Here is a 22,651-nt window from a genome sequence, read left to right as displayed (position 1 = left end):
GAAAATTTTTTCCGGCTGGTCCGCCGTTTTTCGTCAAGGCAAAGCGATAAGCCGGGTTATGTCATTGGATGTTCATCTATCTAGTCCTATCGTCACCGACAGGCTCAAGCGACCCACCTGAGACACCCGGGCCGGGTTATGTCTCGTTTCGGTCTTGCTCCGGACGGGGTTTACATGGCTCCGCCTGTTACCAGACGGACGGTAGTCTCTTACACTGCCTTTCCACCCTTACGTCTGCAAACGCAGCCGCGGTTCATTTCTGTTGCACTGTCCCTGGAGTTGCCCCCGCCGGACGTTATCCGGCGTCCTGCCCTGTGGAGCCCGGACTTTCCTCACCTGGCACCTTTCGGCCTGCCAGCCGCGAACACCTGCTTTACCTGCGTGTTACAGTATAGCACGGGGAATTTTTCCATGCAAGTACCGATTTCCCCTATCTCACTATTTTTCTCCAAAGTTTCTTGACGGACAACCTGATTTCCACTATCATAAAACTAAATATGCTGCTTCAGGCAGTATCCGGATAAAAGGAGGCACATGATGACAAAAGAAGATCTGACAAAACGCCTTGGAAATGGAACGCTGATTCTGGACGGAGCCACAGGCTCCAACCTGATGAAGGCCGGTATGCCAAAGGGTATCTGCACCGAACAATGGGTAGCTGAGCATCCGGACGCAATTATGGAACTACAGAAAGCCTATGCGGAGGCAGGCTCCGACATCGTCTACGCCCCCACTTTTATGGCCAATCCACTCAGTCTCGCCACCCACGGACTGGCAGCCGAGACGGAACGGCTGAACCATACCCTGGTGGGCCTGTCCCGGAAAGCCGTCGGCGATCAGGTTCTGGTGGCCGGAGATCTGACTACCACCGGTAAACTCATGGAACCGCTGGGCCCCATGAAATATGAAGATTTATATGAATCCTATAAGAAACAGATTTCCTGTCTGGCAGATGCCGGCGTGGATCTTTTGGTGGCCGAAACCATGCTGGCCTCCAATGAAACACTGGTTATCCTGGACGCTGCTCAGTCCGTCTGCGACCTGCCCGTCTTCTGTACCCTGACCATGGAAGCGGACGGCAGCCTGTTCTTCGGCGGAAATATATTTGACGCCGTGGAGGAACTGGAAGCCATGGGCGCCTTCGCGGTAGGCTGCAACTGCTCCACCGGCCCGGATCAGCTGGAATCTGTGATCGCAGGCATCCGGCAGCGGGTATCCATTCCGGTTATCGCAAAACCCAACGCGGGCATGCCCACCATTTCTCCTGAAACCGGTGAAGCTGTCTACAGCATGGAACCGGAAGAGTTCGCTAAGAGCATGCTGAAACTCAAAGCGGCAGGCGCGTCAATTCTCGGCGGATGCTGCGGTACAACGCCGGAGTTTATCCGGGAGCTGAAAAAAGCTTTAAATTAATACGGAACATAAGGAAAACCCGGCAATCGCCGGGTTTTCCTGTTCTACGCTATTTTCTCAGATATAAAATTCGCTGCCGGATCGTTCCCGTTGCTGCTCCAGCAGATCTTCCAAGGTCACACTGTCCACATATTCGGTAATCACCTTGTAAAGCCCTTGCCAAAACGGCAGAGTCGCACATTCAGCCTGGCGGGGGCAGGTATTGACCTCCTGCTCCAGGCAGGCCACCGGAGCCAGCTCGCCTTCCGCATACCGCAGGATCTCACCCACTGTATAATCCTTTGGCAGTTTTGCCAGACGATAGCCACCCTGCGGTCCACGGACGCTTTCCAGAAGTCCCAGTTTTCCGAACTGAGATACTATCTGTTCCAGGTATTTTAAGGAAACCCCCTGTCGCGCCGATATCTCCTTCAACGGCACGTAGCGGCCTTCGCCATGGGCAGCCAGATCCAGCATAAAACGGAGCGCATAGCGCCCCTTTGTTGAAATCTTCATCTTTCGCTCCCTTTATTTTTCTTTTTTCTCGAGACGCTCAAATACCATGTCGTATCCATCCTCACCGTAATTCAGTGAACGGTTTACACGACTGATGGTTGCTGTGGAAGCTCCCGTCTTCTCAGCTATCTCCAGATAGGTCTTCTGCTCCCGCAGCATCTTCGCGACCTCGAAGCGCTGTGAAAGAGAAAGTAACTCATTGATCGTGCATACATCCTCGAAAAATGTATAGCACTCTTCCTTATTCTGAAGACTCAAAATCGCGTCAAACAGAAAATCAACGGCTTCCGTTCTAATTTTCTTGTTCATGACATTCCCCTTCTTTGTTTTGTCCTTAATATATTTATTTTAGCACAGTAAAATTTTAAAGTCCAGAAGATCATTGGATTTTATAAAACCTTAATTATTTTACACGGTTTTTTATGCTATACTGAATATCTATACAAAGAAGGAGGGTTTATTTATGGCAAGAAAAAAGAAGCAGCTTCCACCAGGCGTTCTGATTACCGGCGTAGTTCTGTTCCTTTTAATCATTCTGACCATTTTTCGGCTGATCAAAGATACAAAGACAGTTTCAGACGAGACTTCTGCAAATTCCACCCCGCTCGAGGAACACATTGAGGCTTCCCCCTCGGAAACGCCTGATGGCTCAGAAGAATCGAATACGGATGATACGGCTGTTTCTGAAAACACTATTTTAACTCCGGAAGAACAGCTGGCTGCTTTTCTGCCGGATTACGAAAGCGCGCCACTATTGAGCACTACCTCTATCCGGGATCTTTCTCTGGAAATCGGCGCTTCATCAGACGAACTTCGTTTTAACTGGCTTTCCCCCAGTGCTTCTGCCGGAATGATAAAATGGACCAATTCCTCCGGCGAAATGCAGACTTTTGAAGCCCGGACCTCTGCCTCTGCGACTGTTTCCGGATATTATGTAAATAAAGCTTCCGTAACCGGCATCAATGCCTCTGCCTCCTATACTTATCAGGTGGGCAATGACGACGGCTGGTCTCCGGTTTATTCCTATCACGCTCCGACGGACAATCCGGATAAGCTAACTTTTCTTGTCACCGCAGACGCTCAGATTGGGCAGTCTGATATGGAGGACGCATCGGTTACCGCTGAACGTTGGGACAGTGTCCTGAACCGCATTATTTCCTATGTGCCGGATGCAAATTTTCTCTTCCATCTGGGGGATCAGGTGGCTGATTTCGGAAGTGAAGAACATTATCGACTCTATCTGGAGCATCTTCCGCTCTACCGAATCGCGCTGGCTCCAGTAGTGGGAAACCATGACGTACCCAATGATTACTCTCTGGAAGAAAACGGTCACCCCGGCGGCCAGTATTTCTATGAACACTTCAATGTCCCCAACCGTTCTTCCCTTGGACAAAGTCAGTATGACCAGGATGGGGATTACTATTTTATCCGAAATAACGTTCTCTTCCTCGTTCTGAACAGCAATACCAGCCAGGGAGAGACTGTCCATGAACAATTTGCAGCCCAGGTAACGGCAGAGCATCCGGATGTCCGCTGGAAAATTCTGGTGCAGCACTATTCACCCTATTCTGCTCAGGACAGCCATACCAATACAAAGGAATATCTGGCCCGCATTGCCGCCGACAATGATATCGATCTGGTGCTCAGCGCGCACGATCACATTTATTCCCGGGCAGCCTTTATGAACCGGGACTGCGAGTCTTACAATGATTACGATTACGAACCCGGCAGCACTGTGGTGAATCCAGAAGGTACGCTCTATGTGACCTGCGGTACATCCAGCGGCTGTCTGTACCATGAGCCGGATCCGGATATTCGGGTAGTTTTCGTGGAAAAAGAGCATTTTCCGGTTGCCATGCGATTTGATATCACTGAACAAGAGCTGCATTTTCAGACTTACCGGGTGGACAACTGGACGGTATGTGATGAATATACGATTCGAAAAGATTAATGTATTTGTTCTGCTTATCTTATGCAAACCGGCATGCCGATCTTTGGGGTCGGCATGCCGGTTTGCTTTATTTTCTATTTTCCTGCTGCTTTTTCTGCGTATTCTGTCGTCACCAGTTTTTCATAAGGCACGCGCTCACCTAATTCACCAGCCTCTGCCAGAATATCCTGCAGAAGCTCAAAGCTCCTTTTTTCGAAAATCAGGTTATTCTTCCAGGTATCCTGCTCATAATAGCGGGTTACGATGGTGGTAATATCTTCCAGATCCGTCTCCGCAAACTGGGGCGCGATGACTTTTGCAATCTCCGCCGGGGTGTGGCTCTGTACATAGTCCATTCCCTTCTGAAGCGCATTGGTGAAACCCTGAATGATTTCTGGGTGAGCGTTCAGATAGCTCTGCTTTGCGCTGTAAGCTGTGTAGGGCACATAACCGGAATCCACGCCCAGGGAAGCCACCACATAGCCTTTTCCTTCCTTCTCCAGCGTAGACGCATCCGGCTCAAACTCCACGGTAAAGTCCCCCTGCCCACCGGAAAATGCAGCAGCGGTAGAACCGAAATCAATACTCTGATCAATATTCATATCGGTGGCAGGGTCAAGGTTGTGCTTTTTCAGAATATATTCGAAGACCATTTGGGGCATGCCACCTGTCAGACACTATACTATGTAAATATTGCTTGGATAGCTGCGCAGCGGTGATTTCAGGCCGGATATCCGGAAGGAAATCATGAATTAAGGGCTCTATCTCTGCTTTCAGCTTTACGATCTCGTAGGGCTTTAATGGGTTATCTGTGTCTTTCAGAACGCCCAGCTCCTTCATCAGACGGATGTAGGGCAGGATACTTTGCTTCGTCTTTTTGAAGCCCAGTGCAGTCATATGCTCGGACAGGTACTTGGCGGAGGTGTAGCCTCGCTCATCCTCGATAATAAGCTTCATGACCACAGCGATCATCGTATTTTCCCGGCGGTTCATCTCGTCGGCGGGATTGTAGCTGATAAGACCGGACAGGCCGTATTTCAACGTAATCTCCGGCAGACCGTCGGCGTCCACGTCGATGCGCTCAATCAGCAGCTCAATATCCCGGCGATCCAGTCTGCCTCCGGCAATGATTTTATCCACCACATCCAGGGCGCTTCTCAACTTATCCTTCACGTCCGGCGTCTCCATCGTGGTTGCGTCCAGTTCCTTCAGACGCAGCTCCAGACCGTGAATCTGGGCCAGCAAATCCTTCTGGATGGACTCGTAGGTGTCGCTCACCAGTTCTTCATTTCCTGCTGCCCTGGTCAGATCCCGGACCTTCTGGGCCAGAAGTGTCTTGAGCTGGCTCTTCCGCTCGCCTATCTCCGCCCGGATACTCTGACGCTTCTCCTCCACCGACTGGATTTCCGCCTCGAAATCCTTTAAATCATAGGCGGCAATCACCTCGCAGAGGGCGTTGCGGCAAAGGCGGATATAATTCAGTACGTCCTCCATCAAATCATTTTCTTCGATGAGATGGGCTTTTTCGCAGTAACGCCTGCCCTTGGTGTTGTAGGTGGTGCAGATATAATATTTCCGCTCACCGCTGCTGTTCTTCCGCTTGATGGGCGTCAGGCGGCTTCCGCAGTCCTTGCAAAACAGACAGCTGCCAAAGGGATTCGGAATCTCCGAGCCCAGCCACTGGCCATGGCTGCCGCGGTAATTGGTGCGGTTGCGCTTCTCCTTCAGCTCCTGCACCAGCGAAAAGGTCGCCCGGTCGATGATGGCCGGATGATGATTTTCAAAAATACACTGTTCGTCCCTGGGGACGCGCTTATCCTTGCCGTGGACGGTATTTCTGGAGCGCTTTTTCAGCCGAAAGGTGCCGATGTAGAAATCATTGTCCAGCAAATCCTTGATCATGCTGTCCGACCACTCGGTAGCAATCCGCTTTTTACTGACGCGGCCTTCCGCAAGTTCCCGTTCCCGGCGCGCCATGGAGGGCGTGGGGACGCCCTGCTCCGTCAGGTAGGCGGCTATCTTGCGGTAGCCGGAGCCGGACAGATACAGGTCGTAGACCAGCTTCACAGATTCTGCCTCCTTGGGGACGATTTTTAAAACGGTTTTGTCTTTGGCATCCCGACAGTATCCGAAGGGCGGCTGGGTCACCAGTGTCCCTTCCTTCTGTCTGGCTCCGATGGCCCGCTTGATTTTTTTGCTGGTATCCTTCACATATCGCTCATTGAACCAGGTCTTGATTCCCACCGTGTCATCGCTGGAATCCATGGAATCATAATTATCATCAATGACAATCAGATGCTTTCCCCGTTCCTGAAACTCGTCCAGAAGCAGCAGCACCTTGGCATTGTGGCGGCCCAGACGTGAGAAATCCTTCACATAGACCGTATCCACGTCCTGATCCAAATCCGCCATCATCTGCTGAAAGCCCGGGCGGTCAAAGATATAGCCGGAAACGCCGTCATCCTCATACCAGCGGTCGATGACTGCGCCGTGGTCGGCAGCGTACTGGGTGATGATGAGTTTCTGATTCTCGATGGAGACGTAGTTCTTTTTGTCGTCATCGCGGGAGAGACGGACGTAGCCTGCGGTCATGTTGTTCTTCCTTTCTGTTTCTATTTTTTCTTTACTTGGTCTTTTGTTTGTGCTCTTTTATTTATGCTTCATGTAATTATATGATATATCATGCATATTCGTTTGTAAATAGAAAATGACAGAAATTTTCATTTGCATAACCCCATAGACCAATTATCTAAAATGCTTAAGTAATCTCCGTTCAACTGTCGGAATCAAAAATTCAGGAATCCTCCCAGTGATTTCGTATCAAAGTTTTCAACGCCTGCCGGATGTCTTTCTGTTCCGGCCCGTCTGTGTAAATGGCAATCCGGAAGCCGCAGCGCTTTAGCAGGTCATATTGTCTTTGAAACTGCTCCTGCGGAGCACCTGGGGATTTCCAAAAATAATAGGTTGGTTTTCTTACATGTATCATCTCCATTCTACATCCTGTGACGCGGATGGGCTTGCTTTATTTGTATGAAAGCCGTGGGGTGGACTTGCCTGTCCGCTTGTTTATTTTTGTTTGTGGGATGAAATGATTGTAGAATGGAGTGGGAGATTTCTTTATACCGGGAAGCACGCAGAATTGCGTGGCGGATACGCTGGGATTTTTCTTCATAAATTCGGAGTCTCTTGCCAGATACGCATTTGTGACGTCACCGCCAAAATGCTTCTGGTCAGGGGAAAAGCCCCTGAAACCCCTGATAATGTGAAATGACGGCAGATTTTGCCGTCACTTTTAATATATGACGGCACTTTTTGCCGTCATGATTTCCGATATTTTGTAAATGACGGCATTTTCCGCCGTCACTTTTTTGAATTTGACGGCAGGTTTTGACGGCATTTTTGAAGAGTGCCGTCGCTTTTTGCCGTCATCTTCTTAAAATATTACATATCTTTGCTACTGATAACTTACCTTATGAGAAAGTTGGCAAAAATGAGCCTGTGTGTATTGCGGATGAAGTACCGTTTGAGATTCCGGAGAACTGTGAGTAGGTGCGATTAGGCAGTATCGGTGAAACTAACATCGATCTAACTTATAAACCAAGTGATAAAGTAGATAAAAAATGGAATAGCTGTTTTGCACTCTAATAATATTCAAAAAGGGAAAATCGACTATAATGATATGATTTATGTTTCTTGCAATGTTCCTGAATGAGCAATGATATCAATAAAACAATCAAAGGCCGCAAAAATCCTACGACAAACATCACACAGCTGATCAGACTTGCGTTCTCTTGCCTGGTAAAAAAGACTTATCATCGTGCCAAGACAGTTCCTCTTCATTATGCGACCTCCTTCCTATAATCATACTGGACATTTTTCTTCAATTAGTGTAGCAAGTTTTAATATCTCAGATGTATCATTCTTGTTATCAATACCCATTAGATACTTAACATCCATCAGTATGCCCATAATATTCTCGTACTTCTTGTCTCCCTTTTTCCAATCACTTGTAGCCGAACCGATATAATCAATAGGCATCCCAGTTGGAAACTTTTTTCCGTGCGAATCATAAGGCATTATAAATGCATTATAAACCACAGGATGCTTCCCATCCTTCATAAATTGCTCTTCCTCAGCAATATACTCACCATAAGTAATCTGCTTATTGATTGATGTGGATTCTGGTAAATGCCCAGGTGCCCCGGACCATCCGAATTTATAGCCCTAACAATACGATAGTCATATCCGGCTTCGGTGATAATCTCAATAAATCTATCAATAATCACTTTGTTCGTTGGATGCATCAGGCTTTCAACATTCTCGAACAGAAAACCATCTGGTTTAATATCTGTAACCACCCTCAAATACTCATTGACTAGAGTAGCCCTTGGATCATTAATTCCTTTTCTAGTGTTATTACCCACCCAGTATCCAGCCTTGGAAAAAGGCTGACATGGTGCACCACCAATAACAATGAACTTATCAGGCTTCTGCTTTCCTGATCCATCGGCGGAGGCACTATAGAATCTGTGACAGCTCTGCCTTTGCTCTTTCTTTCCAGAATTGTAGCAATTCGTGTACTGCCTCTTGTCTCCCCATCTGCTTCTAATTTCTGCGCCAACAATTTAGCAAAACTTGCTACTTTATCTTGGTCACGTTCTAATCCTGCTTCAATAATCTTACTTATTTCAGAATAATACATTTCATCTACTCTCCTTGGTAATGTACATTTTACCATAGAGATTTTCATTTTTCAATGTGTTTGGGCATTTTTTATAAATATTGAGCATTTTTTATTTTTTCCAAGCATTTTCTTTACTTTTTGTTCAATATGTCAGTTTCGTATTTTGCACTATTCATCCCCTCCACCCAATGACACAAAATCACAATCGTCTCTAAGTTTACATGAATATATGTACGCCACCCTTCCGTCCTCCCAGAATATCCTTACTCTTCAAATCCACCCATTCAAAGTCCGCCATTGGCTGCCTTGCCACCAGGAAGTTCCCGGCGCGCTGGGTAAGCTGGGCGAAGTTGACAATGTAGTCGTCGGGATTCTGGCTGTATACATAGATGGATGACTCAGAGCCCATGAAGCCGATGTCGGCTTCACCGGAGAGGACGGCGGTCATGGTTTTGTCGGCTCCAAAGCCGGTAACCAGCTCGAGGTCGATGCCCTCTTCAGCGAAGTAGCCGTTTTCGATGGCCACGTACTGAGGTGCATAGAAAATGGAATGGGCTACTTCGTTTAACGTAACCTTTGTCAGATCATCGGTTGCGGCGCTGCCCGAATTGCCGCAGCCTGCGGCTGCCAGGCTGCCGAGCAGAAGTATGCCTGCGAGGGATGCGGTTAATATGGTAGTATGTTGCTTTTTCATAATGGAGGCCTCCTTTTTCGAATACTATATACTATACCCTGAATAAAAAAACGTGCATTCCTCTCCCCACATATCTTGCGTTCTCCCCAATTTTAAATTATACTGAGATCAGCCCGTCACAATAGAATGCAGCAATGCGGAACACGCACCGGCTTCTGGAAGAGCTGCATTTTCCAACGGAACTGATTTTAAATAACGATCTCCGGAAGCTGAAGCCTTTCTGACGCAGCATGGCTGGCAACAACAAATTATTCTAACCGAGGTGAATATTTATGTTTGGTTTCATTTTTGAAATTATTATATTTATTGTGATTTTCCGCGCTATTCTGGATTCTAAGAAAAACAGACAGCGAAAACAGCAGACTTTCCAGGGAGCCACACCGCCCCCGGTAGGAAGCAAACCTGCGACGCCGTCTTATAAGCCGCCAGTGCCAAACAAGCCGGCTGCAAAGAAACAGAAAACCGGCTGGACGCCCCGTCCTGAGAAAACAAAAACAGCTGTTCCTAACCGGCCAAATCCGGGAAAAGAAGCTTCCGACGCAGAAACCTCCGCCCGTTCCTTTATTGAACCCACCAGGCGTTACCGGGCCCCGCATAATGCAGGCGAGCGGTATGAAGAATGGATGCCTGTTCCCGAGGGCAAAAAAGTCTGCCGCTGCGGCTACTGCGCAGCGGATAATCTGATTCCAAAGGGCGCAGATCCCGGAAATTATACCTGCTATTTCTGCAGAGAAGAATTATAAACAAATGATAAAAGGACGCTTTTTCGGCGTCCTTTTCTTACTGATATTCCACCTCCATCAGAAACAGTCCCTGCGCCGGAGCCATGACGCCTGCTTGCTCGCGGCTCAGGGACGCCAGAATCCTCTTCATATCTTCCGACGTTTTCTTATGAAGCCCCACTTCCACCAGCGTTCCGGTGAGAATTCTGACCATATGATAGAGGAACCCATTTCCAGTAAAGGAAAGCGTTATGGCAGAGCCATCCTGGTCGATGTCGATGGACTCGATGGTGCGAACCGTGGATTTTTTGCCCCGTTTGATGGAGCTGAACGCCCGAAAATCATGGGTTCCGGTAAGCTCCGCAGCAGCTCGGCGCATGGCAGACACGTCCAGCGGCTGTTCGATGAACCAGGTATAACGCCGCTCGAAGACATTGTGAACAGAACTGTTCCAAATACGATAGCTGTAGGTCTTCCGTACAGCGTTCAGGCGACTGTGGAAGCGCCCATCCATCTCTTCCGCAGAAATCACTGCGATGTCCTCAGGCAGATAATGATTCAGCTTTTCCAGAATTTCTTCGCAGGACATACAGGAACATGTCTTAAAATTCGCCACCTGCCCCAGAGCGTGAACGCCTGCGTCGGTGCGGCCCGAGCCGGCCAGTTCTGTCTCTTCCTCCAGCAGACGTCTCAGTACGGCTGTCAGCTTGCCTTGAATGGTATTTTCGTCGTGTTCCTGACTCTGCCAGCCGCTGTACCGGGTGCCGTCGTATTGAATATTGATTTTTATGTTTCTCATAAACTGCGCATTTCCTTTCTGTATGAGCTCAGACTTTTCTGGCTTTCATTTCTTTCCGAATCCACTTCTCCGATTCCGCCAGTCTCCGATCCAGAGCCCCCACATTTTCCCGGCCCACGGCCTCCTTCATAAACGCATACTCATCCATAAGTCCCTGCCCATGGGACACCAGATATGCGCCGGAATCACTGCCCAGGCCAATCCGCGCGCCGCGCTCGAAAGCAAACTGTACTGCCTCCTGCTGCCGTTTCAGGATAGCCCTTACCTGCTCGTCCGGGAATCGTCCACAGCCGACGAGATTGCCGATGGGGGAGAAGGTGGGCACCCAGATGGTCTCACTTTCCGCCAACTGACAGAGGGTTTCTTCTTCCATATAATTGCCATGCTCCAGAGTGTCTACTCCTGCGTTCAGAGCCGCCTGCGCCACCGCGTCTCCATTTCCATGGGCCATGACCCGAAGCCCGGCGTCGTGAGCTGTTCCGATCAGATACGCAATCTCATCGGCTTCCAGCCCTTCCTCTGTCAGCTTTCCAAAGGTGTCAAACTCCATAATCCCGCTGATCATAATTTTAACAAAATCCGCGCCACGCAGCTTCGCCGTTTTCACCAGATCCCGGTAGCCCTGGTGATCATCGTAAGGCAAACCAACGATGCCGCCGTAATGTCCCCTTTTATGAATAGCGAAAATGGGCGACCGATAATCGATGCCATATTCCCCTGCCAGCTCTCTGGCCCGCTCCGACACGCCGTAAGCGTCGCCGCCGTCCCGCACAAAGGTGATACCCGCCTGCTGCCAGGCCGTCAGATGCTCCCGAATGGCTCCCTCGTCTGGCTTCTCCTTATGTATCGCCACCGCCGCCTTATAATTTTTTCCATCCATGATCACATGGGCATGACACTCTCCAAACATCAAAAATCCGCCTCCGTTTTCTGATTTGCCCTGTAGGATTTCTACTCTGTCAAGTGTACTCAAATGCCCGAAAAAAGTCAATCTTTCTCCCCGTTTTTGATTGACACCGATTGCCGTTTGTGATACTCTAAACCCAGCCGCATTAACGCGGTAATAAACCTTTTTTAATTATTTTGGAGGTATCACAATGAACAAAGGTACAGTTAAGTGGTTCAACAACCAGAAGGGTTACGGATTCATCTCTGACGAGCAGGGAAACGATATTTTCGTACACTTCTCCGGCATTAAATCTGATGGATTCAAGTCTCTGGAAGAGGGTCAGGCTGTAGAGTTTGACGTAATCGACGGAGCTAAGGGACCGCAGGCTACCAACGTAACCAAGTTATAATCAGCCGTAAATCATGTGCCTTTTTCTAATATACAGACTGAACAGTTTCTGACTAGAAAGAAAGCATCGTAATTAAAAGCAGATTAGAAGAGAGGAGCCGCTTCTGTGATAACTCACAAAGCAGCTCCCCTTTTTTCTTTGCAGAACTTCATCTGAATTTTCGCAATTATTTCGCAACTGGTCAGTTCAATGTAACTGGTCAGGTATTGAGCAGTTACATTATTTCAATAATTCCTTCAAAATCTCATTGACTTTACCCGGGTTCGCCTTTCCTTTCATCTCTTTCATGGTCTGTCCCACCAGGAAGCCCAGAGCCTTCTCCTTGCCGCCCTTGTAATCGGCTACGGACTGGGGATTGGCCGCCACGATGCGTTCGATGGTTTCACGCAGGGCGCCCTCGTCGTTGACTGTCTTCAGGCCCTTCTCCTCCACATACTTCTCCGGATCCACATCCTCATGGAAGATATGCTCAAAGACCTCTTTGGCTACACTGCTGTTGATGGTTCCTGCGTCCGCAAGCTCGATAAGCTTCGCCAGATGCTCCGGGGAAAACTTCATATCCTCGGGCTCCTGTCCGGCCTCTTTTAAGAGACGCATAGTCTCCACCATCAGCCAGTTGGATACCTTCTTCGGCTTCTTGCAGATGGCTGTTGCCGCCTCGAACATATCCGCCATCTGCTTGGAACCTGTCAGAATCCGCGCGTCATAATCGGGAATCTCAAACTCCTCCTTGTAGCGCTTCAGCTTCTCAGTCCGCAGCTCCGGCTGACGGGCCTTAATTTCCTGAAGCCACTCCTCGCTGATATCGATGGGCACCAGGTCAGGCTCCGGGAAATAGCGGTAATCCTGAGCGTCCTCCTTGGAACGCATGGCGTGGGAGCTCTCTTTATTATCATCCCAGCGGCGTGTCTCCTGGATGACCTGTTTGCCCTCCTCCAGCAGCTCAATCTGACGCTGGCGCTCGCCCTCGATGGCGCGGCCAATGGCCTTGAAGGAGTTCAGGTTCTTCATTTCAGTACGGGTACCGAATTTCTCCGTGCCCACCTCACGGACGGACAGGTTCACATCCGCACGCATGGAGCCCTCCTGGAGCTTGCAGTCAGATGCACCCAGATACTGAATGATCAGACGCAGCTTATCCAGATAAGCAATGACTTCTTCCGCGCTTCGCATATCCGGTTCGGACACGATCTCGATCAGCGGCACGCCGCTTCGGTTATAATCCACTAACGAACAGTCTTCCCATTCATCGTGAATCAGCTTTCCGGCGTCCTCCTCCATGTGAATCTCATGGATGCCGATTTTCTTCACACCGGTCTCCGTCTCGATTTCCACATAACCATTTCTGCAAATAGGCGCATACAGCTGAGAAATCTGGTAGTTCTGGGGGTTATCAGGATAGAAATAGTTCTTCCGGTCAAATTTACTGTGACGGGTAATGGTACAATTGGTGGCCAGACCTACAGCCATGGCGTACTCTACCACCTTCTTGTTCAGCACCGGCAGGGAACCGGGCATACCGGTACACACCGGGCAGGTGTGGGTGTTGGGCGCTCCTCCAAATGCGGTGCTGCAGGAGCAGAAAATCTTGGTTTTAGTGGCCAGCTCTACATGGACCTCCAGACCGATGACGGTCTCATACTGTTTACTCATTTTCTCCACTCCTTCCTAATCTCTCTTGCCTGCAAGGGCCGTCCGGCCCCGGCTGCACTCATATGCGTAAGCTGCCCGGATGATATGCTCCTCTTTGAAGCAGTCGCCCAGAAGCTGCAGACCGATGGGCAGTCCCTTGGAATCCATGCCGCAGGGCAGACAAATACCGGGAAGCCCGGCCAGATTCGCGGAAATGGTATATACATCGCCCAGATACATCTGCAACGGATCGGACAGGGACTCGCCCAGCTTCGGCGCAGTGGTCGGCGCCGCCGGTCCCAGAATCACGTCATATTTTTCAAAGGCACGGTCAAAGGCCTGACGAATCAGAGCCTTGGTGCGCAGGGCCTTCAGATAATAAGCATCATAGTAACCGGAGCTTAAGACGAAGGAGCCCAACATAATCCGGCGCTTGACCTCGGGACCGAAGCCCTCGGAACGGGTCTTCTTGTACATGTTGTGGAGACCTTCGTACTCCTCGGTGCGGTAACCGTATTTCACGCCGTCAAAACGGGCCAGGTTGGAGCTGGCCTCGGCGGAAGCGATGACATAGTAAGCGGGGATGGCGTAGTCCACCAGGCTTAAGTCGAATTCTTCCACGACAGCGCCCTTCTCCTCCAGAACCTTCGCTGCCGCCTTCACTGCAGCCGCCACCTCCGGATCCAGGCCTTCGCCAAAGTAGTCCCGCGGGATACCAATGCGCAGGCCCTTCACATCATCCTTTAAGGCGGAAGTGAAGTCATAGGACTCCCGCTTCACGGAAGTGCTGTCCTTCTTATCATAGGAAGCGATAGCCTCCAGAAGCAGTGCGCAGTCCGTCACATCCTTTGCCACCGGTCCGATCTGGTCCAGCGAAGAACCATAGGCAATCAGACCGTAACGGGATACCGTTCCGTAGGTGGGCTTGATGCCGGTCACGCCACAGAAGGAGCTGGGCTGACGGATGGATCCGCCGGTATCGGAGCCCAGAGCGCAGGGTGCTTCGCCGGAAGCCACAGCCGCGCAGGATCCGCCTGAGGAACCGCCCGGCACATGCTCCGTGTTCCAGGGATTGCGGGTAACGCCAAAGGCAGAGGTCTCGGTGGTGCTTCCCATGGCGAACTCGTCCATGTTGGTCTTGCCGATCACAATCATTCCGGCTTTTTCCAGATTCAGAACTGCCTCTGCGGAATAGGTCGGCTCGAAGTTATAAAGGATTTTGGAGGAGCAGGTGGTTTTCAGCCCCTTGGTACACATATTGTCCTTGATGGCAATGGGAACGCCTGCCAGCGGACCGGTCAGCTCGCCGCTGTTGATGCGCTTCTGCACCTCTTCCGCTCTTTTCAGGGCCCCTTCCTCATCCACGGTGACAAAGCTGTTCAGAACCTCATCCTGTTGTTTGATTTCCGCCAGGGCTGCCTTCACAGCGTCCACGGCTGTCATTTCTCCGGCCTTGATCTTCTGTCCGATCTCCGCCGCTGTCATTTCACGAAATTCCATTCTCTGTCACCTCCTACTCTACCGTCTTCGGTACCATATACATACCGTCTTTTACCTTGGGCGCGTTGACCAGCATCTCCTCGTGGTCGTCGCCATTTTCCACTTCGTCCTCCCGGAACACATTGCTCACGGGAAATACATGGGACATGGGCTCCACGCCTGCGGTGTCCAGCTCATTCAGTTTATCAATGTAATCCAGCATCCGGCCCATATCCTTCTTGGCCGCCTCTTTCTCCTCGTCGGACAGCTCCAGCTTCGCCAGAATGCCTACATATTCAATGGTTTCATCGGAAATAATGTTTGCCATATTTTTCTCCTTTACTCCGCAGTGCACGCTCGATTTTGCTTCGCAAAACCTCGCTTTACGGGCTCCGCCCTATAGCCTGCCATAAAAAGTCATTGCTTCCTGCAAGCAGGCGCACTGCCTTTTTACGGCAGGCTGCACTGCTCATTGCCAACGCTAAGGCTCTAATCTGCTAAGGTCTCTCGGAAACAGGGTTGTTTCACGTACATTGTCTTCGCCTACCAGTTTCATGGTCAGTCGCTCCAGACCGATGCCAAGTCCGCCGTGGGGCGGCATGCCGTATTTGAAGGTATCCAGATACTGCTCCATGCCCTCCTCGGTCATGCCTCTGGCCGCGATCTTGTCAAGCAGCATCTGATAATCATGGATACGCTGACCGCCTGTGGTAATCTCCAGACCATCGAACAGCAGATCAAAACTTAAGGTGAACTTCGGATCCGCCGGGTCATCCATGGCGTAGAACGGACGCTTCTTGGACGGATAATGGGTGACAAATACAAAGTCAGAACCGTACTCCTCTTTGAAATAACGTCCGATCAGCACTTCCTCCTCCGGCTCCAGGTCGTAAGGGTTGCGAATCTTGTGTCCGTATTTCTCTGAAGCCAGGCGCTTTGCCTCATCGAAACGGACTGCCGGAATCCTGTCAGCCTTCGGTAAAGTAATACCGAGAATCTGAAGCTCCGACGCATAATCCTTTTCCAGAAGGGCCAGCATGTACTGAATAAATCCGGTCTCCATGGCCATAATGTCCTCGAAACCGTCGATATAACCCATCTCGAAATCCAGACTGGTATACTCATTCAAGTGGCGCTTGGTATTGTGCTTCTCCGCACGGAATACCGGGCCAGTCTCGAAGACACGGTCAAACACGCCTACCATCATCTGCTTATAGAACTGGGGGCTCTGTGCCAGCACAGCCGGGCGGTGGAAATAATCCAGACGGAACAGGTTTGAGCCGCCCTCAGCGCCCTTGGCTCCGAGCTTCGGGGTGTGAATTTCTGTGAAGCCCTGGCTGTAAAGGAAATCCCGGAAGGCTCTTACCACGCCCTCCTGAATCCGGAACTTTGCACGCTCTCTTACGTTCCGAAGGGAAATAGATCTGCGGTTCAGCTTGGCGTCCAGGGAAGTGTTCAGCTTCCATTTAGCAATAGGCAGCGGCATGGGCGCAGCCGGCTCAGACAATACGGTGATGCCGGTCAGTCGAAGCTCCACACCGTGAGGGGCGCGCTCCTCCTTACGAATCACACCCTCCGCCACAATTCCGGAGGCTTCCTTCAGGGTCTTCCAGTCAAACTCTGTGACGCCCTCCTCGAAAACACACTGCAGCAGCCCTTCCCTCCGTCTCAAAATCAGAAAAGCCACCTCGCCCATGTCACGGATGGTATGGACGGTTCCTTCAATCTTCACGGTTTTGCCTTCCATGCCCTCTGCGGTCACGTCAGCCAGAGTAACGGTTTCCTTTTCTTTTACGCCTGTCATAAATTCCATTCTGTTTTCCTGCCTTTCGAATATTTGCTCTCCGGATCCTTTACTCTTCCGGGGCATTTGTTTTTCCGGGGAGGGAATATAAAAAACCCCGTCCCGGAATATTTCTATTCCGGGACGGGGTTTCAGATTCAACAGAAATCCCGCGGTACCACCCGCATTGAAATGTGTCCGCTCTTTCGTCAGGCTCACATTTCCTCTTTTATGCCCGTAACGTGGACAGCTCCGTACCGGCCTACGTCTGCTACCAGGTTCAGCCGATCTGCTCCCAAGTGTTCCCGCAATCTCCTCTTCCCAATGGCGCTCTCAGTCGGTGACGCCATATTCCTGTCGGCCTCTGAAGATCCGAGTCTTGTTCTTTGCATTTACTTATAGTATAATCATTTATAACTGTAACGTAGTGAACAGTTATAAATTTTTATGCGAGAAATATAGCACAGTTTATTCTGGATTGCAAGACCTTTTTTCTGACATTTTTATTTTTTGTAAATTTTTGTGTCAGCCTTTTGTTCTGGCAAAATATTTTTCGCGGCAGCCATTTTACATTCTGTCTATTGGAGGAGTAACACATTATGGAACATCTGTATATCCCACCCGATTATAGTTCTGCGCTGGGACTCTACGACACCCAGGTCGCTATCAAAACAGTCAAGGACTTCTTCCAGCAGTCTTTGGCAGAGCAGCTCTATCTGCTGCGCGTATCTGCTCCGCTGTTCGTCACTCCGGAATCCGGTCTCAACGACAACCTGAACGGTGTGGAGCGCCCCGTTACCTTTGGCATCCGGGAACAGAACGAGCGCCCGGCCGAAATTGTCCACTCTCTAGCCAAATGGAAGCGCAACGCCCTGAAGCAGTACGGCTTCCACATCGGCGAAGGCCTCTACACCGACATGAGCGCCATCCGCCGGGATGAGGACACCGACAACATTCATTCTATCTATGTGGATCAGTGGGATTGGGAGAAAATCATCCTGAAAGAGGACCGCAACGTGGAATATCTGAAGGAGACGGTCCGCAAGGTTTATAAGGCCCTGAAAAAAACCGAGAAATACATGGCTATCCGCTATGATTACATCGAAGAGATTCTTCCGAAGGAAATCTTCTTCATCACCACCCAGGAGCTGGCGGATCTCTACCCGGATAAGACGCCCAAGGAGCGCGAGGATATCATTGCCCGGGAAAAGGGCGCTGTCTTCCTCATGGAGATCGGAGACAAGCTGGCAAATGGCGAACCCCACGATGGACGGGCGCCGGACTATGACGACTGGCACTTGAACGGCGATATCATCGTGTGGTACCCGGTTCTGGGCCACGCGCTGGAGCTGTCCTCCATGGGTATCCGTGTGGACGAGGATTCCCTGGCACGCCAGCTGAAGCTTTCCGGCTGTGAGAACCGAGCGAAGCTGCCCTTCCAGAAGGCCATTCTGGAGAAAAAACTGCCCTACACCGTCGGCGGCGGTATCGGCCAGTCCCGCATCTGCATGTTCTATCTCCGCAAGGCTCACATCGGCGAGGTTCAGGTATCCATCTGGCCGGATGAGGTGCGGGAGAAATGCGCGAAATGCGGTATTAACCTGCTGTAAGCTTTATTTTCGACATCAAAAAGGAACGCGCCATCAAATGATGACGCGCTCCTTTTTTTACATTTCAGGCTTTGCTCTCATAAGCCAGAATCTTCTGGTATATATCCTCATAACTGATCGTGCTGAAATCAGTTACATCCACCGGAATATCCAGTCCCAGATTGATATTGTACTCCTTGTGGGCGATGGCCGCCGTAAACTCTTCAAAGCTGGGAGCAACCCGGGACACGGAATGCAGCATCTCCGGCCGGTAGGTTTCCTTATGGTAGCTGGTCAGCAGATGTCCCGGATGTCTGTCACCCTCCTCATCCCGCTTTGCCCCCCGCCGGTAGACCGTCTCCGGATCGGTATACAGATACACGGTCACCGCGTCATAACCAGATTCCTGAATCAGCTCCTCCAGCTTCGGCTTATGGCGCTGATAGAAGGGATATTCAATGAGAATGGTTTTATTTTCCCACATCCGTTTCTGAATCGTCAGATAGAATTCCTCCAGACACCACCAGTTGAGTCGGTCCTTCTGCTTCTCATTGTCGAAACCAAAGATATCCCAATTTTTCTCTTTTATCTCATCATAGCTGATTTTTACGATATCGTCATTTCCCAGATATTCCAGAAAACGGCGAGCCGTACCACTCTTACCGGTACCCGGTCCGCCCGTAAAAATAAGCAGCGTCCGTTGATTCGGAAACACTCTTTTCATAGCAGTTCCTCTAAAATTTGAAGGTGCCGTCTCTCATGGCCTGTACATTTTCCGGGCTGATCTTTCCCTCCATGGGACCAAACGCCGCCACGTTCAGCGCCCCGGCTGCCGCCGCAATCTCTGCGCATTCCTTCAGTTCCTTACCCTCCAGCAAAGCACACAGAAATGCTCCGATTGAAGTATCGCCGGCACCGGTGGGATCTACACAGTTTACCTTATAAAGTCCCTGCTCTACCACCAGACCGTCACGGGTATAGATCTTAGAGCCCTTATCTCCGTTCTTCAGCATCAGAATCTCCAGGTTCGGGTTCTCAAAGCATTTCTTCACTGCCGCGTCCACATCATCCAGACCAGTAAGAAGCTTCAGCTCATCCAGACCCGGCGCAAAGAGATTGGTGATCTCCAACACCGCATTGATAATCTCAAAGGATTCCTTACTCTTCTTCGGATTGGTCAGATGCTCCACACGTACATTGGGATCAAAGCTAATCTTGGTTCCCTGGGCCTTCATGGCCCTGGCAGTCTTTACAATCTCCCAGCCATAGCTCAGACGAGCCGTCAGCGCACAGCCCATGATATGAAGATACTTTGCTTCCTTCAGGGACGGCTCTGTCACATCGGGCATCACTGCCTTGGTTGCCGGAGTATCATCCCAATGGAACAGATATCTTCTGTCGCCCTTATTGTCGTAGGCTACAAAGGCACAGGCTGTAGAACCGTCCGGATCTACCAGAACCTTCGATACGTCTACGCCGTCCTTCTTCAGACGGTTCAGCATACACTCTCCGAAACCGTCCTTTCCCACGCCGGAAATAATTCCGCAGCTGTGTCCCATCCGCGCAACCGTAGAAATCATAATTGCGGAGGATCCGGACGGATAGGGACCGGAAAACAGTGCTGTTTCATTCAGAGGCTTGTCAACCTCTGTTCTCATAATCTCAACCAGGGTCTCGCCCATTGTCCAAATCTCAGCCAAGTGCCTTCACCGCCTTTTCTTTTTCCTCTTCGGACGCAAACTTCTGAATAAATTCTACTACCTCATGGTTCGGTCCGAGAATGGTGATATACTCTACGCCGTGCTCCCAGTAGGGAAGGAACGCCGGTCCTTCATTGATATAATAGCCTGCTTCTCTGATTTCCTTTACACAGGTTACGATATCGGTACAGTTCAGAGCTACGTGGTCAATAGCGCCGGTAGCGTTGGTTGCGCCTCCATCCTTCTCATAGGTCTCAATAATAATATTGCCGTGCTCAAAGAATTTTACCGGATGTCCTCCGTAGGTGGTCTCCCATTTCAGCTTGAAGCCAAGACCCAGATAGAATTCCTCTGTCTTTTTGATATCATCTGTAGGAATTCCGATGTGCTGATAACCTTCCACATAATTTGTAAGCATAATAAAACCCTCCTTAAACTCATAGGGCAGATACTTTTTTCAAAATACCTGCCCTTTTTTTCTTGTTTTAGATTCTGATTTAGCCGTAAATGCTCTTCAGTACAGCCGGAGCCTTTCCGCTGCAGTTGAAGAAATCACTCTTGCTTGCGATTTCAGCTGCAATTGCCTTACGTCCCGGTCCTGCAATCTTACGCGGGTCATACTCAGTCTCCGGAAGTGTCTTGATTGCCTCTCTGACTGCGTCGGTATATACCTTCTTCAGTCCTGTTCCCACATTAATCTTGCTCATACCCATAGCAACACACTTGCGGAAATCATCCTCCGGTACACCGGTACCGCCGTGAAGCACCAGCGCAACATCTGTCTGCTTGCGGATCTCCTCCAGAAGGTCAAATTTGATTTCCGGAGCAGCCTTATAGAAACCATGTGCGGTACCGATAGCAACTGCCAGAGCATCGATTCCGGTTCTCTCTACAAATTCCTTTACCAATGACGGATCGGTATATGCTTTTCCGGACTCCTCTACGTGGATATTGTCCTCGTGACCTGCCAGCATTCCCAGCTCTGCCTCTACGGAACAGCCGTTGATACCATACGGACTGTGATTATGGGCGAAATCCGCGATTTCCTTGGATTTTGCAATGTTGGTCTCGAAGTCTTCCTTGGAAGCGTCAATCATAACATTGGTGAAGCCTGCCACAACAGCCTGCTTAATCTGTTCCATATCTGTCGCATGATCCAGATGCAGACAGAAGGGAACCTCCGGATAAGTCTTTGCGATACCCTTTGCAGTCTCTGCAATCAGCTCCAGGGAACCGATGTATTTGATTGCACCCAGGGAAGCCATCAGGATAACCGGCGCATTCTTTTCACGGGCACCCTCTACGATGCCAACCATCTCCGGAATGGTACTGAAATTAAATGCTCCTACTGCATATCTTTCCTTCGGATCAACATCTGTAGTAGCAAGCTTTACAGAGTCAGCCATAATCTGTTTCATTGTAAGTAACGGCATAATATTTCTCCTCTTTTCTTAAATTTGACCTTACAGGCTTCCGTCAATGGCTTTTTTCACCATTACATACGCGCCGTAAGCTACAACCTTGTCATTCAGCTCGGAAACACGGATTCTGTCCTCGTCAAAGGGGAAGCAGGCATGTCTGCGTATCTCGTTCATCATGCTGTAACGGAAATACTTATCTGCCTTTGCCATTCCGCCTGCCAGAACAATCACATCCGGGTCAAGCAGGTTAATCAGGTTGGACAGTCCCACACCAATATAGTATCCCTCCTGCCGCAGCATGTCAATGGCATAAGCATCCCCCTCTGCCGCTGCGTCACTCAGGATTTTTCCATTTACCTTTTCCGGATCATAGTCAATGCTTTCAAAAGCAGCAGACTTGATTCCGGAACGGATATCCCGTTTCATGCGCTGATTTACTGCAGTTCCGGAAGCATACAGCTCAAAGCATCCGCTTCCGCCGCAGCCGCATCTGGGACCCGCAAAATTAATTGTCATGTGTCCGAACTCTCCTGCAAATCCGGAGCGTCCGTGATAAATCTCTCCTCCGATGGCAATACCGCCGCCGCAGCCGGTGCTGATGGTCTGATAAAGAACCACCTGCTCACCCTTAGCCACACCTACATTTGCCTCTGCCAGCGCGCCCAGATTTCCATCATTTTCCACATAAACCGGAACGCCGAACTCTTCTCTCAGTCGATCTCCGAGTGGAAAATTCTTCCAGCCCATCATCGGTACATCAATAATCAGACCGGTACGGTAATCCAGCGGACCGGGCGCCGCAACGCCAACACCCGCCAGATCCTCTTTTGTTTTTCCGGCTTCCTCCAGAACCTCATAAGCAAGCTCAATGGTATTCTGGAATACAGCATCCTCACCCTCATAGGTTCTGGACTTTTTTACCTTAAATTCAGTAATCGGCTCCCCCTGATCATTGAACACTACAGAGGTTGTTTTCGTTCCGCCGATATCAATAATCAAATAGTACTTCATA

Annotated in this window: 25 protein-coding genes, 1 other RNA gene and 1 pseudogene; 5 read left to right on the top strand and 22 right to left on the bottom strand. The window is 50.0% G+C overall.

What is annotated here, in order from left to right; all coding sequences use genetic code 11:
* Window positions 1–31 precede the first annotated feature (31 nt).
* Window positions 32–380: RNase P RNA component class A (gene rnpB / locus ACESZP_RS05130), an RNA gene on the bottom strand.
* 154 nt (window positions 381–534) lie between these two features.
* On the opposite strand from rnpB, the gene ACESZP_RS05125 reads away from it, so the two are divergent.
* Window positions 535–1,413 (top strand): homocysteine S-methyltransferase family protein, encoded by an 879-nt coding sequence (locus ACESZP_RS05125; RefSeq protein ID WP_499708238.1) that lies wholly within the window; start codon window positions 535–537, stop codon window positions 1,411–1,413.
* Window positions 1,414–1,470: 57 nt separating this feature from the next.
* Here ACESZP_RS05125 and ACESZP_RS05120 read toward each other — a convergent pair whose 3' ends face one another.
* Both ACESZP_RS05120 and ACESZP_RS05115 read right to left on the bottom strand, forming a co-directional pair.
* Complete coding sequence (locus ACESZP_RS05120) at window positions 1,471–1,908, bottom strand: Rrf2 family transcriptional regulator (protein WP_178038281.1); 438 nt, start codon at window positions 1,906–1,908, stop codon at window positions 1,471–1,473.
* 12 nt (window positions 1,909–1,920) lie between these two features.
* On the bottom strand, window positions 1,921–2,217 hold the full coding sequence (locus tag ACESZP_RS05115; RefSeq protein ID WP_178038280.1) for a YerC/YecD family TrpR-related protein: 297 nt from the start codon (window positions 2,215–2,217) through the stop codon (window positions 1,921–1,923).
* A 154-nt stretch (window positions 2,218–2,371) separates the two neighbouring features.
* On the opposite strand from ACESZP_RS05115, the gene ACESZP_RS05110 reads away from it, so the two are divergent.
* Window positions 2,372–3,859: a metallophosphoesterase gene (locus tag ACESZP_RS05110; protein WP_178038279.1), complete on the top strand. Its 1,488-nt coding sequence runs from the start codon at window positions 2,372–2,374 to the stop codon at window positions 3,857–3,859.
* A 74-nt stretch (window positions 3,860–3,933) separates the two neighbouring features.
* Here the strand turns inward: ACESZP_RS05110 and ACESZP_RS05105 are convergent.
* The 7 genes and pseudogenes from ACESZP_RS05105 to ACESZP_RS05075 form a co-directional block, all read right to left on the bottom strand.
* Window positions 3,934–4,506, bottom strand: a pseudogene (locus ACESZP_RS05105) (ABC transporter substrate-binding protein); the annotation flags it as partial.
* The gene (locus ACESZP_RS05100; RefSeq protein WP_499708237.1) at window positions 4,454–6,430 is read right to left on the bottom strand and encodes a recombinase family protein; all 1,977 of its coding nucleotides are present in this window, start codon (window positions 6,428–6,430) and stop codon (window positions 4,454–4,456) included. The gene ACESZP_RS05100 and the pseudogene ACESZP_RS05105, both read right to left, overlap by 53 nt.
* Before the next feature lie 202 nt (window positions 6,431–6,632).
* On the bottom strand, window positions 6,633–6,824 hold the full coding sequence (locus tag ACESZP_RS05095) for a hypothetical protein (protein ID WP_499708236.1): 192 nt from the start codon (window positions 6,822–6,824) through the stop codon (window positions 6,633–6,635).
* 875 nt (window positions 6,825–7,699) lie between these two features.
* On the bottom strand, window positions 7,700–7,957 hold the full coding sequence (locus ACESZP_RS05090; RefSeq protein ID WP_499708235.1) for a hypothetical protein: 258 nt from the start codon (window positions 7,955–7,957) through the stop codon (window positions 7,700–7,702).
* Window positions 7,954–8,262: a DNA cytosine methyltransferase gene (locus tag ACESZP_RS05085; RefSeq protein ID WP_499708234.1), complete on the bottom strand. Its 309-nt coding sequence runs from the start codon at window positions 8,260–8,262 to the stop codon at window positions 7,954–7,956. Before ACESZP_RS05085 ends, ACESZP_RS05090 begins: the two co-directional genes overlap by 4 nt.
* Window positions 8,214–8,540, bottom strand: coding sequence for a hypothetical protein (locus ACESZP_RS05080; RefSeq protein WP_499708233.1), 327 nt, complete (start codon window positions 8,538–8,540; stop codon window positions 8,214–8,216). The genes ACESZP_RS05085 and ACESZP_RS05080 overlap by 49 nt, the downstream gene beginning before the upstream one ends.
* A gap of 199 nt (window positions 8,541–8,739) precedes the next feature.
* Entirely contained in the window at window positions 8,740–9,216 is a 477-nt protein-coding gene (locus ACESZP_RS05075; protein WP_499708232.1) for an ABC transporter substrate-binding protein, read from the bottom strand.
* Between the two features lie 272 nt (window positions 9,217–9,488).
* Between ACESZP_RS05075 and ACESZP_RS05070 the strand changes: the two genes are divergently transcribed.
* A complete protein-coding gene (locus ACESZP_RS05070; RefSeq protein WP_499708231.1) occupies window positions 9,489–9,959 on the top strand; it encodes a hypothetical protein in 471 nt (156 codons plus the stop codon).
* Window positions 9,960–9,996: 37 nt separating this feature from the next.
* On the opposite strand, the gene truA is transcribed toward ACESZP_RS05070, so the two are convergent.
* A complete protein-coding gene (gene truA / locus ACESZP_RS05065; protein WP_499708230.1) occupies window positions 9,997–10,737 on the bottom strand; it encodes a tRNA pseudouridine(38-40) synthase TruA in 741 nt (246 codons plus the stop codon).
* A gap of 28 nt (window positions 10,738–10,765) precedes the next feature.
* Window positions 10,766–11,647 (bottom strand): amidohydrolase family protein, encoded by an 882-nt coding sequence (locus tag ACESZP_RS05060; RefSeq protein ID WP_349164532.1) that lies wholly within the window; start codon window positions 11,645–11,647, stop codon window positions 10,766–10,768.
* 187 nt (window positions 11,648–11,834) lie between these two features.
* On the opposite strand from ACESZP_RS05060, the gene ACESZP_RS05055 reads away from it, so the two are divergent.
* The gene (locus ACESZP_RS05055; RefSeq protein ID WP_178039583.1) at window positions 11,835–12,035 is read left to right on the top strand and encodes a cold-shock protein; all 201 of its coding nucleotides are present in this window, start codon (window positions 11,835–11,837) and stop codon (window positions 12,033–12,035) included.
* A 219-nt stretch (window positions 12,036–12,254) separates the two neighbouring features.
* Here the strand turns inward: ACESZP_RS05055 and gatB are convergent, their stop codons facing one another.
* From gatB to ACESZP_RS05030, 5 genes are all read right to left on the bottom strand, one after another.
* A complete protein-coding gene (gatB, locus tag ACESZP_RS05050) occupies window positions 12,255–13,688 on the bottom strand; it encodes an Asp-tRNA(Asn)/Glu-tRNA(Gln) amidotransferase subunit GatB (RefSeq protein WP_178039584.1) in 1,434 nt (477 codons plus the stop codon).
* 15 nt (window positions 13,689–13,703) lie between these two features.
* Window positions 13,704–15,167, bottom strand: a complete 1,464-nt coding sequence (gatA, locus tag ACESZP_RS05045; protein WP_499708229.1) for an Asp-tRNA(Asn)/Glu-tRNA(Gln) amidotransferase subunit GatA — start codon at window positions 15,165–15,167, stop codon at window positions 13,704–13,706.
* Between the two features lie 13 nt (window positions 15,168–15,180).
* Window positions 15,181–15,474, bottom strand: coding sequence for an Asp-tRNA(Asn)/Glu-tRNA(Gln) amidotransferase subunit GatC (gene gatC / locus ACESZP_RS05040; protein WP_499708228.1), 294 nt, complete (start codon window positions 15,472–15,474; stop codon window positions 15,181–15,183).
* Window positions 15,475–15,627: 153 nt separating this feature from the next.
* On the bottom strand, window positions 15,628–16,959 hold the full coding sequence (gene aspS, locus ACESZP_RS05035) for an aspartate--tRNA(Asn) ligase (protein WP_499708227.1): 1,332 nt from the start codon (window positions 16,957–16,959) through the stop codon (window positions 15,628–15,630).
* Between the two features lie 185 nt (window positions 16,960–17,144).
* Complete coding sequence (locus ACESZP_RS05030) at window positions 17,145–17,279, bottom strand: hypothetical protein (RefSeq protein WP_441019346.1); 135 nt, start codon at window positions 17,277–17,279, stop codon at window positions 17,145–17,147.
* Window positions 17,280–17,528: 249 nt separating this feature from the next.
* On the opposite strand from ACESZP_RS05030, the gene asnA reads away from it, so the two are divergent.
* Window positions 17,529–18,539: an aspartate--ammonia ligase gene (gene asnA, locus ACESZP_RS05025; protein ID WP_499708226.1), complete on the top strand. Its 1,011-nt coding sequence runs from the start codon at window positions 17,529–17,531 to the stop codon at window positions 18,537–18,539.
* Window positions 18,540–18,603: 64 nt separating this feature from the next.
* On the opposite strand, the gene ACESZP_RS05020 is transcribed toward asnA, so the two are convergent.
* From ACESZP_RS05020 to ACESZP_RS05000, 5 genes are all read right to left on the bottom strand, one after another.
* Window positions 18,604–19,242 carry an AAA family ATPase gene (locus ACESZP_RS05020; RefSeq protein ID WP_499708225.1) on the bottom strand — a complete coding sequence of 213 codons (639 nt, stop codon included), beginning with the start codon at window positions 19,240–19,242 and terminating at the stop codon, window positions 18,604–18,606.
* Between the two features lie 10 nt (window positions 19,243–19,252).
* Window positions 19,253–20,218 (bottom strand): PfkB family carbohydrate kinase, encoded by a 966-nt coding sequence (locus ACESZP_RS05015; protein ID WP_178039590.1) that lies wholly within the window; start codon window positions 20,216–20,218, stop codon window positions 19,253–19,255.
* Window positions 20,211–20,636 carry a VOC family protein gene (locus ACESZP_RS05010; protein ID WP_178039591.1) on the bottom strand — a complete coding sequence of 142 codons (426 nt, stop codon included), beginning with the start codon at window positions 20,634–20,636 and terminating at the stop codon, window positions 20,211–20,213. The genes ACESZP_RS05015 and ACESZP_RS05010 overlap by 8 nt, the downstream gene beginning before the upstream one ends.
* A 79-nt stretch (window positions 20,637–20,715) precedes the next feature.
* Window positions 20,716–21,651, bottom strand: a complete 936-nt coding sequence (locus ACESZP_RS05005; protein ID WP_178039592.1) for a ketose-bisphosphate aldolase — start codon at window positions 21,649–21,651, stop codon at window positions 20,716–20,718.
* A gap of 30 nt (window positions 21,652–21,681) precedes the next feature.
* Entirely contained in the window at window positions 21,682–22,650 is a 969-nt protein-coding gene (locus ACESZP_RS05000) for an ROK family protein (RefSeq protein WP_349164514.1), read from the bottom strand.
* Between the last annotated feature and the right edge of the window lies 1 nt (window position 22,651).

Source organism: Candidatus Dorea massiliensis AP6 (assembly GCF_964245105.1).
GTDB lineage: Bacteria > Bacillota > Clostridia > Lachnospirales > Lachnospiraceae > Laedolimicola > Laedolimicola intestinihominis.
The sequence above is the reverse complement of the archived record's forward strand: the minus strand, read 5'-3'. Positions and strand labels throughout refer to the sequence as shown.

Excerpts from the sequence above, each read along its gene's own strand:
- truA (WP_499708230.1), bottom strand. The coding sequence starts at position 10,737 with ATGAGAAACATAAAAATCAATATTCAATACGACGGCACCCGGTACAGC.
- ACESZP_RS05070 (WP_499708231.1), top strand. The coding sequence starts at position 9,489 with ATGTTTGGTTTCATTTTTGAAATTATTATATTTATTGTGATTTTCCGC.
- ACESZP_RS05005 (WP_178039592.1), bottom strand. The coding sequence starts at position 21,651 with ATGCCGTTACTTACAATGAAACAGATTATGGCTGACTCTGTAAAGCTT.
- asnA (WP_499708226.1), top strand. The coding sequence starts at position 17,529 with ATGGAACATCTGTATATCCCACCCGATTATAGTTCTGCGCTGGGACTC.
- ACESZP_RS05090 (WP_499708235.1), bottom strand. The coding sequence starts at position 7,957 with ATGAAGGATGGGAAGCATCCTGTGGTTTATAATGCATTTATAATGCCT.
- gatA (WP_499708229.1), bottom strand. The coding sequence starts at position 15,167 with ATGGAATTTCGTGAAATGACAGCGGCGGAGATCGGACAGAAGATCAAG.
- ACESZP_RS05010 (WP_178039591.1), bottom strand. The coding sequence starts at position 20,636 with ATGCTTACAAATTATGTGGAAGGTTATCAGCACATCGGAATTCCTACA.
- ACESZP_RS05055 (WP_178039583.1), top strand. The coding sequence starts at position 11,835 with ATGAACAAAGGTACAGTTAAGTGGTTCAACAACCAGAAGGGTTACGGA.
- ACESZP_RS05080 (WP_499708233.1), bottom strand. The coding sequence starts at position 8,540 with ATGTATTATTCTGAAATAAGTAAGATTATTGAAGCAGGATTAGAACGT.
- gatB (WP_178039584.1), bottom strand. The coding sequence starts at position 13,688 with ATGAGTAAACAGTATGAGACCGTCATCGGTCTGGAGGTCCATGTAGAG.
- ACESZP_RS05000 (WP_349164514.1), bottom strand. The coding sequence starts at position 22,650 with ATGAAGTACTATTTGATTATTGATATCGGCGGAACGAAAACAACCTCT.
- ACESZP_RS05075 (WP_499708232.1), bottom strand. The coding sequence starts at position 9,216 with ATGAAAAAGCAACATACTACCATATTAACCGCATCCCTCGCAGGCATA.
- ACESZP_RS05125 (WP_499708238.1), top strand. The coding sequence starts at position 535 with ATGATGACAAAAGAAGATCTGACAAAACGCCTTGGAAATGGAACGCTG.
- ACESZP_RS05060 (WP_349164532.1), bottom strand. The coding sequence starts at position 11,647 with ATGTTTGGAGAGTGTCATGCCCATGTGATCATGGATGGAAAAAATTAT.
- aspS (WP_499708227.1), bottom strand. The coding sequence starts at position 16,959 with ATGGAATTTATGACAGGCGTAAAAGAAAAGGAAACCGTTACTCTGGCT.
- gatC (WP_499708228.1), bottom strand. The coding sequence starts at position 15,474 with ATGGCAAACATTATTTCCGATGAAACCATTGAATATGTAGGCATTCTG.
- ACESZP_RS05120 (WP_178038281.1), bottom strand. The coding sequence starts at position 1,908 with ATGAAGATTTCAACAAAGGGGCGCTATGCGCTCCGTTTTATGCTGGAT.
- ACESZP_RS05095 (WP_499708236.1), bottom strand. The coding sequence starts at position 6,824 with ATGATACATGTAAGAAAACCAACCTATTATTTTTGGAAATCCCCAGGT.
- ACESZP_RS05110 (WP_178038279.1), top strand. The coding sequence starts at position 2,372 with ATGGCAAGAAAAAAGAAGCAGCTTCCACCAGGCGTTCTGATTACCGGC.
- ACESZP_RS05030 (WP_441019346.1), bottom strand. The coding sequence starts at position 17,279 with ATGGCGTCACCGACTGAGAGCGCCATTGGGAAGAGGAGATTGCGGGAA.
- ACESZP_RS05115 (WP_178038280.1), bottom strand. The coding sequence starts at position 2,217 with ATGAACAAGAAAATTAGAACGGAAGCCGTTGATTTTCTGTTTGACGCG.
- ACESZP_RS05100 (WP_499708237.1), bottom strand. The coding sequence starts at position 6,430 with ATGACCGCAGGCTACGTCCGTCTCTCCCGCGATGACGACAAAAAGAAC.
- ACESZP_RS05020 (WP_499708225.1), bottom strand. The coding sequence starts at position 19,242 with ATGAAAAGAGTGTTTCCGAATCAACGGACGCTGCTTATTTTTACGGGC.